The organism is Parachryseolinea silvisoli (assembly GCF_021190955.1).
Lineage (GTDB): Bacteria > Bacteroidota > Bacteroidia > Cytophagales > Cyclobacteriaceae > Ohtaekwangia > Ohtaekwangia silvisoli.
The window spans coordinates 897,359-912,178 of the sequence record NZ_JAIOAO010000002.1; the positions used below are offsets into that span (position 1 = coordinate 897,359).

The following is a 14,820-nucleotide window of genomic DNA, read 5'->3' on the forward strand; positions in this document are numbered from 1 at the left end:
GATTATGTATGAAGTTGTTGAAATTTACTTTCATAAGCGCGATGCTGGCCCTGGCGCCATCATATGTCACAGCCCAGTTTTACCCCGTTCAGGTCACCACCCAACTGGCGCCACCGTATGCGGTTTACCTGGCTGATTATGCCATGCCCGGTAATGATAAACTCAGCCTGGTGGTGTTGCAGCGTGATTTGACCAAGGCGTCTTATCAGATAAGACTCCAGGTTTCTATCGCGCTTAACGGAAGTGTAATCATGCGGACTTCCAGGACATTCAATCCTCCCCCTATTACACTGGATCCGGGTATTCCCATGGTCATCCGCGGAGCCGACCTGCAGCCGTATCTCGACAGCCGTAACCTTGATTTTATAGGTTACAGCCGCACGGAGTATGAACGAACCAGGGCATTGCCGGAAGGTAGTTATCAGATCTGCTTTACCGCATACGACTACAGGCGTCAGGATGTGCCGGTGAGCGATCAACAAAATTGCAGCTTCTACTGGCTGGCTAAAAGTGAGCCACCGCTTATTAATTTCCCTGCGTGTGGCACAAGCTTGCCATTGAAAAATCCGCAGCAGATTGTTTTTTCCTGGTTACCGCGAAATACGTCATCGCCTAATTCATCTGCGGAAACCGAATATGATTTTGCGTTGTATGAGATGCGTCCTGACGGGAGAGATCCAAATGACGTTGTGCTGAGCTCACAGCCCGTCTATCGAACCGTCACCGAAATGACCCAGGTGGTGTATGGCCCCGCCGAGCCGGTTTTAATTCAGGACCTTACGTACGTGTGGCGTGTGCGGGCCATCGATAAAAATGGAAGAGATCAGTTTCGTAACAGCGGTTATTCGGAAGTATGCACGTTTACGTATGGTGGAACAGACATAGCGGCGTGGCAACCCATTAGGAAAATAGAAGCAGAAGGTGAAAGCGAGAGCAAGGGAAAGGCCTGGTGGGAGCCGCAACAGGTGGATGGCTATAGAGTAAATTACAAAAAAACGGGTTCTTCACATCAGTGGTTTTCTGCAAATTCCGATAAGCCTGAAGTTTTACTGTTTGATCTTGAACCCGATACCCGCTATGAAGTGCGTGTACAACCGCGTGTTGGCAAGGTATATGGACCATACAGCGACATAAAAGAATTCAAAACATTACCGATCCGTGTATATGAATGCGGAGAATCACCCGGTAATACACTGCCACTGGGCAAGCCCTTACTGTTTGCTACCATCGGGATGACAATCGATGTACAGGGAATTACCATGACCATCAAAGACGTGAACGTACCGAACGCGGACGGTATATATAATGGTCTGGGCGAAGTGAGTATACCGTATTTCGGTGGGGCGTCATTTAACGTAACCTTTTCCGGTCTTTATATCAATGAAAACAGGATGGCTCAGCAGGGACGCATCGAATTCATGACCAAAGGTGTAGAGGCTATGATCGAGGAGCAGCTCGCTGAGCAAAAACGCAAAGAGCTTGAAGAGCAACAAGAAAGGAATCGGGAAGATTGGGCAGGCACCGACTTTTATAACAAAATATTCTACTACGATGAGATTGTCATCGACAGCATGTACGCCAATGACCACGGCGAAGTTATTGTTGTTGATGAGAAAGGAACTGCCTATGTGAACAAAGATATCTCCGCCATTCTTGCCGATGCCCCGGACAAGGCCATTATCATTGAGGATAAAAATGGCGACCAGTGGGTGGTGCAGAAAGATGGGAAAATAACAAGAGTGCCGGCGGGTGGTCTGTCGCCTGCGATGGATGTAGTGGTGAGCGAGGAAGCATTAGACCTGGTGAAGGAAGCGTTGCACGCACTGCATCTTGAATACAACGGTGAAACCATGGCAACCATCGAGCGCGATTTGACCAATCGCAGAACTACCCTGGATGATTACACCAAAGAGTATAATCGCAACATTCTAAAAAGTGCTTTAACGATAGGAGAGACTACCCCACAAGATACCAGTGCGGTATCGGGCGGTCCTCTGTTCTTTGATTTTGAAGAGGTCGACCCTTCTCCGGGCGGATCAACCGACGAGGAATTTACACGATTGTCTGTTGCAGCCGAAGAGAAGGAGCTTGAACGAAACCGCGGCGTGCTCCTGAACTTCCTGGGAAATAATGACAACATAGATCAGGTGAACAAGCTTGTGGCCCAGGAGCTGGAAGTTAAGGGCAGTCCCGTATCAGAATACATAGAAAAAGAAAAACAGAGCCAGACTTCATCCGATAATATGAAAAGTAATATCCGAAGCGCCATTATCGGGTTGATTGATAGCGTATTGAAAGAGACAGCCAGGACCAAAAGTAAAGCCGAGTTATGATCAGGAGTATACTCTCAACCACAGCGTTGATTTTGTTGTCAGTGTTTTCATTGCGGGCTGGCTACAACCCGAACACGCTGGCCAAACAACTGAAAACAAAATACGAACAACTGGAAGCGTTTAACGACCGGAACGACCGCGAAGGCCGCCCGGAGTTGAATCAATATATCATCGAGCTGAACCCCGATTGGATAGAAGAACGGGGATCCAGCTGGCTCCAGTCGGAATACACATCGCTGGCGAACATGCTTCGCGGGTTCAACAATGGCCGTAAAGATAACCTGAGGTTTTATGTAGTAGCAGTATTCGGCATCGGCTTTCCGATCAAAAAGGATGTCAACCTGCAAAAATTGCCTCAAGTCCTTAGTTCAAAAAAATACTATCAGCTCCGGGGCCTTTTGAACGAGTCGGATTTCTATGCGTCACGTGATATTGTCTACCGAAACGATGAAATGGGTATTGGTATACGAAACGATATCCTGGATGCTATGGAAGCCAAGGGGCATACAGAACGTGTATTGTATTATTATACCGAGATACAGTTCTATGACCAAAAGGGTGAGAATCGCTACTATTCAATAGATCATCTAACTGTAACCGGAGCCCTGCTGCCCTTCGATAAGAAAATCCGCTCCAAGGCTCACCAGGGCTGGGCTCATCCTGATGACCCTTCTTTTCCTCTTGCTTCAAAAGGGCTGGACGCCGGGAGTCGGATAAAATTATCCGTAACCAACCTCATCACGGCCATTGGTGTGGAGTATGACGCAAAGGGTTCGTCAACCACGGGCATCGTGAATTGCGGGAAAGATACGGAAAGAGCGTTTACTCGTGGTACGGAATATCACAACGCAGTAAAAAGTATGGCGCAGTTGCTCGATGCCCCCACCGGTGAACAACAGGTTAATTCCAGGTTTTGCGTCGTAGACAAGCCCAATAACTTTAAGGATCCCAGGCTCCGTGACCTGGTTCTGCCCGATGTTGTGTTCAACACCGAGATTCTTCCGGATAAGCTCAACCTGCTGGAGAAAAAAAGCGATTACAGAATGTACGTTGTCTTCAAGGAAGTACCGTTTGTCATCCCGGAGGATAAACGGGAAGAATTTGCCCAGGCGGTAAAAGCGCAGTCTGTTGTTGTGGCACAGCAGCCCAAAGCAGTTGTTATCGTCGTTCCATATTATTCATGTACTGACAACGAGATCTATGTAGGAGCTGATGATCGGAACGTAATGGGGTTAAAGGTTGACCAGGAGTATGTCTACCCTATGCTGTTGATGCCGGCCTCTTTCGGCAAGAGCGAACAGATGAATTTGTTAATGAACGCAGCCCTGATACGCGAAAAAAGTTTCCGAAGCGGTTTCGAGCAAGCCTTCAGGCAGATACCGAAAGACCACATGACCTATTTGGGCTACCTCTTATGGAACGGTCAGCATATTTATAAGGAGTATCCCGAGAACGGGGTTACCGGGTTTTCAAATTTTGCAGACGTTCAGCTTTTGGTGGACGACCGTATGGAGAAAATTATGCCGTACCTCAACTGCTATCAAACTTTAGAAAATGACCTGCAGTTAGTGGATCCCAAATTGAACCCCTACCGTGATCGTAACTTTTATTATAAAAAGTACCATAAATGCCTTGAAGAAAACGGGGAGGCTATCGGCAAAATCCTCTCTCAGCAACCAGTCGTCGGATTCAAAGAATTGAATGCCGGCTTGTGTACCATTCGCCAACGCATATTGGCCGGGGAAGACGGCATGCTCGCCGCCATGAACTATATTCAGGCATCGTTTCACAGCAAGGGCGTAAAATTCTGGGTTAACAACAAGGGCGAAACTACACTGGAAGATGTTGACCTGGATAATGACATTTTTTACGGGAATAAAAACCCATACGCCAAGAAACCCTGGATATTGACCGCGATCGATGCAGGTTCGTTTTTGGCTTCTTTTGTCGGCCTGGATTTTATTTTCGATGCGGCCGGTGGTGTTGTTTGCCTGGTTATTGACGATGGCAACGGAGCGGCGGTGTATGCGGCCAGTATATTCGTGCCGGCAGCCATTATCAAAAGCTGGAAATACATAAAAGAAGTAAGAAAGATTGGCTCGTTAAGCGAAGAAGCATACAAGCTATCGTCAAAGTCCGGAGTTGTTGTGCACACACCCACGGGCCCGGTAGTGGCTCAATTGGGTGGCTCGGTGAATATGGTGCCCACAGCCAACGATGGAACCGATCTTCTCCGCACCCTGGGCATCGCGGACGATGAGGTGTTGACCATGGCCAAGTCAGATCCATCTGTTGCGAAGGCATTGGAGGAAAGCATGACTGCACGCCAGGGGGATGTCGTAATTTCTCGCCCGGAGCAGCAGATACAGTATAGTGTAGACGAGCTAAAAGTAAAGGCAAACGACAAAGCGCTGGTGAAACAATACAAAGAAGCTCGCAGGGCCGATCCTTCTCTTGATTTTATTTCCTTTCTGCGCCAGATAGAGCCAAAAGTAATATTCCAGGTTGATCCGGTGCTGGCGGATGTTGCTAAACACGTAAAGTACGATCCGGATTATTTTTATGTATTTATACACGGCACGGAATACGATGGATTTGCCCTTCATTTGGCAGACGGAACCGGAGTGTTAATTCCTCACGAAGAGGTTGCCGATTGGCTTATATTACAAAAGAACTTTGTTGACGCCATAACAAAAGAGGGCAAGAAGATCAAGCTTATTTCGTGTTGCGCCGCGGCAAACAGATCGGCTCAGGATCTTTCAGCCAGGCTACATGAACTTTCTAAAACGGAAGGGTCTTCCATTAAGGGAGCGTCTCCGCTCATTGAAGCGCCGGATGTTGACTATGGGGTGAATATACGCTATAGCGACACCGGCACTATTGAGCTGATTGAAGAAGGGTCTACGCTTCCAAATGGAAAATGGTATGCTTACAAGGACGGAAAGGCTCTTGGCCCTATTAAAAAGAACCCAGATATACCGCAGTATACCGGCAAAATCAATGTTTTGACAGTAGGGTTCAGACAAGTTCCGGATATTAACGTAGCTTCTTTAGGCAGAGACGCTGACATACTTACTTCTATCAAAAGAATAAAGCCAGTCACAGGCTGGTTTGATGTAGTTGTTCATGCAACACCTGACCGATTCTGGGTTCTTCATAATGGTAGTTGGGTGGGTATTACACATCGCGATCTCTTTAATTATCTAAAGCAATTTCCGGCTTTTGTTGAAGCTCAGGGTGTACGTCTTATCTCGTGCGAAGCTGGAACAAAAGAATTAGCTCAGAATTTTGCAAACAAAGCCAAGAAGAACGTACGGGCTGTATCTGGTTCCAGGATAGGTGTTGCTGGAAACGGAGATGTCGTATCCCTGTCGGGTGAAGGGCATTGGGCCGAGTTTAAAAAAGATGAATGGGTCATATCGTTTGATCATGCTTCTAACGTCCCGGCAAGCTATAAAATCAGGAAAGCAACTTCCGCGGACGATGCCACATCCTTGGGAATATTCGATGATGCTGTTGCAGAATTACCGGTCGCTTACAGAAATCTTAATTTTGATATCACCAAATTTCTGGATCATCCGGATGTGATTAAGGTCAAAAATGAAATACAGAGTAAAAATATACATCAGGCGTATCCTGATTTAACAGTTGATGAACTGACCGCCATTCGCCTGTATTCCAATCATAGTACTGAGCTCAATGGCAAGTTGGCCGCCGGAGGTACGCTGGATGAGTATCATAAAGGCTTTTATCATTTGCTTAACAGTGGTAGAGAAAAATTGGCACGCCCCATGGCGGGAACCTTTTATTCAGGGGTGAGTGGAGCCGGGGTTGACAAAGCAATGAAATGGGAGTTGGGCGATAATGTAAGCCAGCCTATTGTCACTTCAGCCTCAGTTGATCCCGGCATTGCTGCAAGATTTACCTCTGATGTAATATTGCAAATCAAAAATCCTATGGGTGCCGACATAGCGGGAATTGCATCGTTGGAAGAAAAGGAAATACTTATTCAGAAAGGATATGAATTTACCGTTACAAATATAGAGTACAACGTTTCTTTTCTGGAAAGAGTATCCGGCGGGCTTGTAGACCATGGCAAGTCAGGCCGGAAAATTTACCTTGAGCCCTCCAGTGCAGTCAGTGAGCTTGACAGGAATATCTACAAATTCAATGGGTCGGATGCACCTGATCTATTGAAGAAATGGGTCAACGATGCGAAAGCCGATAACGACCAGGGGCTATTGAAGGATCTCCTGGAGAGGAAAAATCACCTTCCCGGGCAATTTATAGGGTCTTCAGGCAGGCAATATCAAGCTTCATTGCCTAACCGCTTCAGCCAAACTGAGAAAGAAGGAGTGATTTGGTTCACAGAGCAACAACGTGCACAGTATGAGATTGTAGTAAAAGACGGTAAACCATACCAAAATGGCATTAGACTCAACGAAGGTGCAACAGATCCGAACGATCGGGATAAATATAAATTTGTTATGGCTTCTAATGGTAAAATATACGGAGCCCGGGAAATGGATTTTCCAGGGGGAGGGCTTGCCCATTCTTCCTTCTTGGGTAAAGATATAAACGTAGTGACGGCCGGATACTTAACCGTAGATGGTGGAAAGTTGGTCATTGAAAACTATAGCGGTCATTTCCATCCCCCCATTGATTCGCTTATGCACATGGCGCGTGAGCTTGGGGCAAGGGGAGTTGATATTAAAATCATTGATATAGTAAAACGTGATTAATGCGGTTATATAAGCATATATTTCTTTTTATTGTAGCTTTACTAGTAGGAAATTGTACTTTTCTGATCGCTCAAAATCTCGAAGTCATCAGCCTTAAGAAAGGAGGGGAAGTATCCGGTTCGCTGAACGTAAATGCAGTTGGATATAAAGCCTTTGGTATTGAGCAGCGCAGAGACCCGTTTGCGTGGTATCTTTCTGGCGGCCTTAACCTGACCCTTTTTGGTTATGCAGCGCCTTTCTCTTTTAGCTACAGCAATACGAACAAGAGCTACAGCCAGCCATTCAATCAGTTTAACTTTGCCCCGCAATACAAGTGGATAAAGACATACACCGGTAACACCTCTATGACCTTTTCTCCCTATACCCTGGCTGGTCATGTTTTTTTCGGTGGAGGTGTTGAGCTCAGTCCCGGTAAATGGCGTGTGGCCATCATGTATGGACGACTTCGCAAAGCAGTATCCATTGATATCGCTGATACACTACACTATGCGAATGCTGCCTATAAACGTATGGGGTACGGCCTTAAGGTGGGCTATGAAGCGAATGGCAATGCAATAAGCTTTAATATTTTTAAGGCAAAGGACGATCCGGCTTCGTTGCCTTTTTCCTTGCCTGAACATGTCATTACACCACAGCAGAATGTGGCCCTGGGTATATCGGGGCGTAAAACTTTGTTCAGGAATATTTTTGTGAATATCGAATACGCTGTATCTGTTCTGAACAACAATCAGCATGCCAACATTGACAGGGTAGACAGTATTGGTACAGGCAAAAATATCTTACAGAGCTTACTGCCCGGAAATACAACCAACCGGTATTTCGATGCTGTCAATACGAGTATAGGGTATCAGGGAAGAAGCTACACGGTTCAGTTCAAATATGAGCGCATTGCTCCGGAGTATCATACGCTGGGGGCTTATTATTTTAATAATGATATGCGCAACATCACGGTAGTTGCAAATACCCGATTGCTAAAGAACAAGCTGACACTGGGCAGCAACGTTGGCGTACAGCGAAACAACCTGGATGGCACCCGTGCTTCTACCAGCAGCCGGGTTGTGGCGTCTGTAAATGTTCAAATAGCCCCGACACCCCAATGGAACGCGTCTGTCAACTACTCGAACTTTTCATCTTTTACAAAAGTCCGCCCGCGCTCCGAGCCATTTTTCCATCCGGAACAGGACTCCCTGAATTTTTACCAGATCAGCGAAACCATGAATGGCAGCATGGCTTATTCTTTTGGTAGCGAGAATGTCAAACATAACATCTCATTCAACGGGAGTTTTCAAAAAGCAAGCAATGCAGCTTCCGGAACCGCACCTCCGCAGCTTTCCGATTTTTTAAACGGCTCATTGTCGTATGGGTTCGCATTAACTCCAGCTAACCTGGCTATGTCTGTTGCATTAGCTGCCAGTACAAACAATACTTCGGGCACCACGACATCATTCTTTGGCCCTGCCATAAATGCATCAAAATCAATTTTCGGAAAGTCATTAAAAACATCCTGGTCTGCCGCATACAGTGAAACCAAAGCAGCAGGCAGTGCTGCTTCCAGCCCTATAGTGAACAGTCAGTTAAGTTTTACGTATACTCCGGCGGGTAAAGAAGGTGATGGAGAAGACAAAAAATCAAACGTGTCGTCAAAGAGTAGTTTTAGCGTAAGAGCCAACATGCTGCGTCAATTGGGGGGGAATAATGCGCGGAACGCTTTTACAGAATGGACAATCACATTTGATTACTCTTATTCGTTTTAAATAGAGGTTTCGGTGTGAATATTTTTACAGTTCAAGTGCATTGTCATGAACGTAAGTTCCAAGTGTATAAAAGTAAGCCGGACGGTACACACTGCTGAAAAACCCGCGACTCGGATTCATCGTGTTGCTTCCCTTCCATAAGGCTTCGTGCAGTTCAAAGCATGGTTAATCCCATAATCAGAAGACTTAATCGGTGAATTGATTTTCATTGTGGAACGGGATTAATAATTTTGTATTGGAACTATGCCGTATGCCGGTGTCACATCGGAGTTTACAGGTATCAAAACCGGGTAGTTTTTTCAGGCTCAGCCCAGGCCTATTGTTTGTTGCCAAAAGCCACTTTCTCATTTTTAGTCTACGGAACTTACTTAGGATGCATAAAAAATTATATCTTCTATTGGTACTGCTTAGTGGATCGTTCCTCTGCCCGGGCCGTGACGTGTTATCTGAAGATACCCTTAAATACAATGAGATTGGCAATCCATATATCATGGACCCAATGCAGGAACTGCAAGCCGGCACACCACAAACCTGGTTCATCTGGCAGAGCCGGGAAAAGATTGTATATATAAGCAATACTGCTCTTCTTCTGGAGTATGATGGCACAAACTGGAAGAAAATAAACATCAATAATGGCAGGGTAGTGAGTATGGACAGTGGCCCCGCCAACACAATCTATGTCGCAACGGATTATGATTTTGGCTATTTAAAAGCCGACAGCAGCCGGAAGTTTGTCTTTGCGTCCTTGCTGGCAACTTTGCCGGAGCAATATCGCGAAAATATAAAAATGTTATCCTGCATCGCTACCAGCAAAGGCGTTTATTTTATCTCGAAAAGCTTTGTTTTATTGTTTAAGGGCAACACTGCGCAGCCCGAAGTCAGGAAGGCGCAGTCCGAAATCATACGCACCTTCAGGATTGGAGATGAGGTTTATGCCTTGCAAAAAGGTATCGGTCTGACACAGATTTCAGAAAAAGAACAGCGACCAATCCCGGGATCAGAGTTTCTGGATGATGAAGGCATGATTGGCATGTTTAAACAAGTTGACGGAAGTTTTTTGATTTGCACCCGGATTGGGAAGTTCTATCGCTATGATGGCCACACCTTCCGATTTTCATTCTCTCTCTCCCGGACGTATGATATTAACCACCGCTGTTATCAACCCGTAGTACAATTACCGGATGGCAGGTTTGCCTTTGCAACCCGCACGCAAGGCATTGTCTTGTTTTCCAAAGATGGAACATTTATTTCCTCAATCGATAGGTCTTCTGGGTTGCGGACCAATTTAGTGAATGCACTGAAGGTCGACAGCGATGGATCATTATGGGCTGCGCTGGATAATGGTGTGAACAGAGTAGAGATATCCTCGCCACTCACATTCATGGATGAAAGGTCGGGCCTGGAGGGCGCGGTGCTCCGGATTGTCCGTCATAAAGGGGTGTTGTATTTCGCAACGATGACCGGCCTATTCAGGCACGTTACCGATCAGCCCAGGTTCACGGTGAAGCCATGGAAGAATCTTCAGCACACAATGTGGGATATGTATTCGGAAGGCGACTTACTTCTGGTGGCAACAACGTTTGGAGTTTACCAGGTGACGGAAGGTGAGCCAGTGTTGTTGACCAGCAAAGATCATTACTGTAGAAGCATTGTCCGGTCAAAGAAGATGCCGGATGTATTTTATGCAGGCACATCAACCGGTATTCTAATTATCAGGCGCATATCCACTATAAAATGGGAGATGATCAGGGAGATCAACTTTGCGCGTGGTTTTGTTCTGGATATAAAAGAAGATACCCGGGGCGATCTCTGGACAACGGCCTACAATGATGGTTATTACCGGATAAAGGAACCCGTGCCGAATGACAGCAGGCAAACGGATGTTGCGCCGGCGGCGGTGCAACGATATGACCTTTCTCACGGGCTTCAGCTGATGCAGGGGAATAAAATCTTCGAAATAAATGGTGAGCTGGTCTTCAGTTCCGGCAACAAGCTTCTGCAATACGACGATCAAAAAGACAGGTTTGTTCAACAACGGGTCGTTCCCGACAAGGAAGATACTATCAAGTTCCAGGTCTTCCGGGTAAGAGAAGATAAGAACAAAAATATCTACATCAACCTCGGTTTTGGCGACAAAAATCGCGTAGTGGTCATTGATAAATTCGGGAATCTAATTCCCAATCCTTTTTTTGCCAAGTTGGAGAAAAGAACGCTGTACGACATCCTGATAGATTCTGATAGTATTGTCTGGTTGGGGGGACCATCGGGTATTACCCGGATAGATTTACATTGTTGGAACGGCACAGTCATACCGGCTTTCGAGACGATGGTGCGAACCGTTACCCTGAACCAGGATTCTATTCTCTTCGGCGGTCGCCATGACGATAACTTTAGCATTTTGCTGCCGTATCAGAAAAGTAATGTGTTGCGCTTTGAGTTCGGAGCACCTTCTTTCGATGATGTAAAGGAGAATCAGTTTCAATATTTTTTAGAAGGATACAACCAGGATTGGTCTGAATGGACCCACGAATCCTGGAAAGATTATACCGACTTGCGGGAAGGCAATTATCGCATGCATGTGCGGGCAAAGAATGTTTACAACATGATAGGAAAGGTGGCTATTCTGAATATAGTCATTTTGCCTCCGTGGTATCGCACCTGGTGGGCGTATCTTTTTTACGCTGCTCTTGTATTGTTTGCTGTCTGGGGCTTTGTGCGGTGGCGGCTCACGCGATTATACCGGGAAAAAGCCCAGCTCGAACAAATTGTGTCGGACCGAACAAAGGAGCTTGCCACCAGAAATGTACTACTGGAAGACCAGACGCAAAAGCTTCAGGCACTGGATAACGTCAAGTCACAGTTCTTTGCCAACATTTCGCATGAGTTCCGCACGCCGCTTACATTAATCCTGGGGCCTCTTGAACAATACATCAGCAAACCAAGTGACACAATGCCCAATGAGACTATGCGTATGATGTACAGGAATAGCAAAAGACTCCATCAGTTGATCGACCAGCTTTTGGATATTACGAAACTGGATAACGGATCCGTCCGGCTGACCGTGGTGCAACACGATATCTGTAATTTTATGCGAATGCTATTGCCCGGGTTCAACGTGCTGGCGATACAGAAGAAAATCGACTTTCAATATGCTCTCCCTGAAACATCCTGTTTGCTGTTCTATGATTCAGACAAACTGGAGAAGATATTGTACAACCTTTTGTCCAATGCGTTTAAATTCACACAAGAGGGTGGCACGGTTACTATAGCCGTATCGTTTTCCGAAAAAGACAAAAACTTTACGAAGAAGATCGATGCCGTCCCGGAATGGATGCAAATTATTGTGCGAGACTCCGGCATCGGGATGCAACCAGGCGAGCTGCCTAAAATATTTGACAGATTTTATCGTGTTAATGCATCGGGCACCAGTGAATATAGTGGAACCGGCATTGGCCTGGCGCTGGTGAAGGAGCTGGTAAAACTCTACGGCGGCACGATTGAGGTATCAAGCGAAGTGGGCAAGGGATCAATCTTTACCGTTATCCTGCCGGTAGCAGAACACACGCTACCACAACATGAAATCTCGGATTTTACGCTTATTACCGAAAAGACAATTTTTACGGATCACTTGCTTACGCCTGAACGGTATGACGATGAGGAAGAAATTGTTGATCCTGATACTGAGGATGAAAAAGTCACGGTGCTTGTAGCGGAGGACAATGCGGATCTCTATCATTACATTAAAAATGCGTTGAAAGACTATTATGATTGCATCCCGGCTCTAAATGGAAAGGAAGGCATGAGTAAGGCGTTGGCCATAATCCCCGACCTCGTGATTACCGATATCATGATGCCCGAGGTAGATGGACTGCAATTTTGCCATCAACTCAAAACGGATGAACGTACCAGCCATATTCCGGTAATCATGCTTACGGCAAAGGCAGGTCAATCTTCGAAGATAGAGGGTTTAAAGACAGGAGCCGATGATTACATCAGCAAACCATTTGATATAGAAGAACTGAAACTAAAGATTCAGAATCTTATTGCCTTGCGTAATTCGTTGCGGATACGCTACACAAAAAAGGTGGGCGTAGAACCTGGCGAGATTACAGTAAATTCACTCGATGAAGTCTTTCTGAAAAAAATCTTAACCCTTATAGAAGAAAAAATGACGGATTCCACCTTTAGCGTGGAACGGCTTGTGGACGAATCAGGTGTAAGCCGTATGCAATTACACAGGAAACTTAAGGCGCTTACGGGGCAGTCGGCAGGCGACCTTATACGGACTCTTCGCTTGAAAAGAGCAGCACAATTGCTCCGAATGAACAGCGACATTATATCGCAGATCGGATACCAGGTTGGCTTTAGCGATCATTCGTATTTCGCAAGATGTTTTCGTCGTCAATTTGGAATGTCTCCGTCAGATTACGCCGCTCGCACCTTCGCCGTTTCCAACGTATACACGGAGTCAGGGGAAATTTCCTGATGTTGGAGTCTCTTCGATTTTAGAAGTTTGGTTCGTTGGGAAAAGTTAAATTTCTATTTTGTTGTTTTTCTAAATTCAAAAGGAGTGGCTCCATAGTGAGAACGGAAGCATTTTGAAAAGTAAGAGGAGTCGGAAAATCCAACCGCAAACGCAACACGGGTTATCGGTTCATTGCTCGTCTGCAATAAAAACGCAGCCTTATCCATGCGCATTCGTTTTAACAGATCGGCAGGCGGAACATTAAAGATGTTTAGAATTTTACGGTATAGATGCCCGCGACTCATGTTCATTTTATCGGCAAACCCTTCAATCGTAAACCCGGGGTTCCCTAAATGTTGTTCAATGCACTGAACGGCCTTGGTTGCCAGTGGTAAGTCGCCAAGGTTTATTTTTCCCATGTCGGCCCGTGATTGGCTTCCGGCTGCTTGCTTGAAAAGAATTTTATGAATTTCTATTTCGTATTTCACCTTCGCAGCCAGCTGCTCCATGTTGACGATGCTTATTCGTGGAACCCCGGAGGTGTTTATGTGTACGCGATCCGATTGCGTGTGAGGAAAAATCTCGAAGTACAATCGCTTTATCTCAATCAGGTGATCTTCTATTTTGCGGGTAAGTTGGATGCTCTCCTTTTTTATAGATTCGTTCCCGTTTTTGCGTGATGACACATCCTGGTAAACCCCCAGACCCAATTGAAACTCTCCTTGATCACTATATTGTAAAATCACACCGCTGAATTCCATCGTCTTGTATTGCCCCGTAACACAACGCATGCGCCCCAACAATTTCATAACATGCGGCCCTTCTTTATCATACAACGGATTGTTCACCTCCATCAGGTAGCCTGACATTTTTTCATTGATCCTGAAAATGTCGTCCGGGTGGGTGATGAAAGAGATAAATTCATTATCCCAGCATCCCCGGGCATGTCCAAGAATCTCCTTTTGCCTTTTATCTACATAGGTACATTGTGTGTTAAAATCATGCACCATTACGATCACATAAGGCCATAGCTCCAGGTCACGTACAAGATTTTCAAGACGAACTTTGCTAGGATGCTCAATTAGTTGGAGGCGGGATGTTAACGATTGCATAAAGGGTTAAGATGGCTTTTGCTATTGCTTTTGCAACATTAATTTTACCGCCACAAATTTCCTTTTAGTGGTACAAAATTGATAGATTTTGGTACATACGTACCGGCTCCTAATGGCTTAGTATGAGATTTTTGCAATCAAATACGTGATCAAATCTCTATATGGTAATCAACAGCCACAGGCGTGACCATCACAGCCGGAATACTAAGGAAAGTCCAATCCTGCCACCACCGCTATTGGTAACGCTGTTACAACAGCCACATCGTATGCTTCTCGAACGATCGTTTGGAATGCCCGTGCGCACGATTCGTATTCCGTAGCCGAAGCCGTATTCGATTTTGGAAACATCCTGGACCGTTCCGTCTAATGTGGTACCAGGACAACGGGAGCTATAACCATAAGTCTTATTGCCAA

General features: G+C 45.8%; 5 protein-coding genes. 4 read left to right on the forward strand and 1 reads right to left on the reverse strand.

Annotated elements, in window-relative coordinates; translation table 11 throughout:
- Nucleotides 1–8: 8 nt before the first annotated feature.
- From K7P01_RS13645 to K7P01_RS13660, 4 genes are all read left to right on the forward strand, one after another.
- Complete coding sequence (locus K7P01_RS13645; RefSeq protein WP_267293846.1) at nt 9–2,333, forward strand: fibronectin type III domain-containing protein; 2,325 nt, start codon at nt 9–11, stop codon at nt 2,331–2,333.
- Nucleotides 2,330–7,075: an ADP-ribosyltransferase domain-containing protein gene (locus K7P01_RS13650; RefSeq protein WP_267293848.1), complete on the forward strand. Its 4,746-nt coding sequence runs from the start codon at nt 2,330–2,332 to the stop codon at nt 7,073–7,075. Before K7P01_RS13645 ends, K7P01_RS13650 begins: the two co-directional genes overlap by 4 nt.
- Nucleotides 7,075–8,829 (forward strand): hypothetical protein, encoded by a 1,755-nt coding sequence (locus tag K7P01_RS13655; RefSeq protein WP_267293850.1) that lies wholly within the window; start codon nt 7,075–7,077, stop codon nt 8,827–8,829. Before K7P01_RS13650 ends, K7P01_RS13655 begins: the two co-directional genes overlap by 1 nt.
- Before the next feature lie 319 nt (nt 8,830–9,148).
- Nucleotides 9,149–13,315: a hybrid sensor histidine kinase/response regulator transcription factor gene (locus K7P01_RS13660; RefSeq protein WP_267293852.1), complete on the forward strand. Its 4,167-nt coding sequence runs from the start codon at nt 9,149–9,151 to the stop codon at nt 13,313–13,315.
- 53 nt (nt 13,316–13,368) lie between these two features.
- Here the strand turns inward: K7P01_RS13660 and K7P01_RS13665 are convergent, their stop codons facing one another.
- Nucleotides 13,369–14,406 (reverse strand): helix-turn-helix transcriptional regulator, encoded by a 1,038-nt coding sequence (locus tag K7P01_RS13665; protein ID WP_267293854.1) that lies wholly within the window; start codon nt 14,404–14,406, stop codon nt 13,369–13,371.
- Nucleotides 14,407–14,820: the final 414 nt, after the last annotated feature.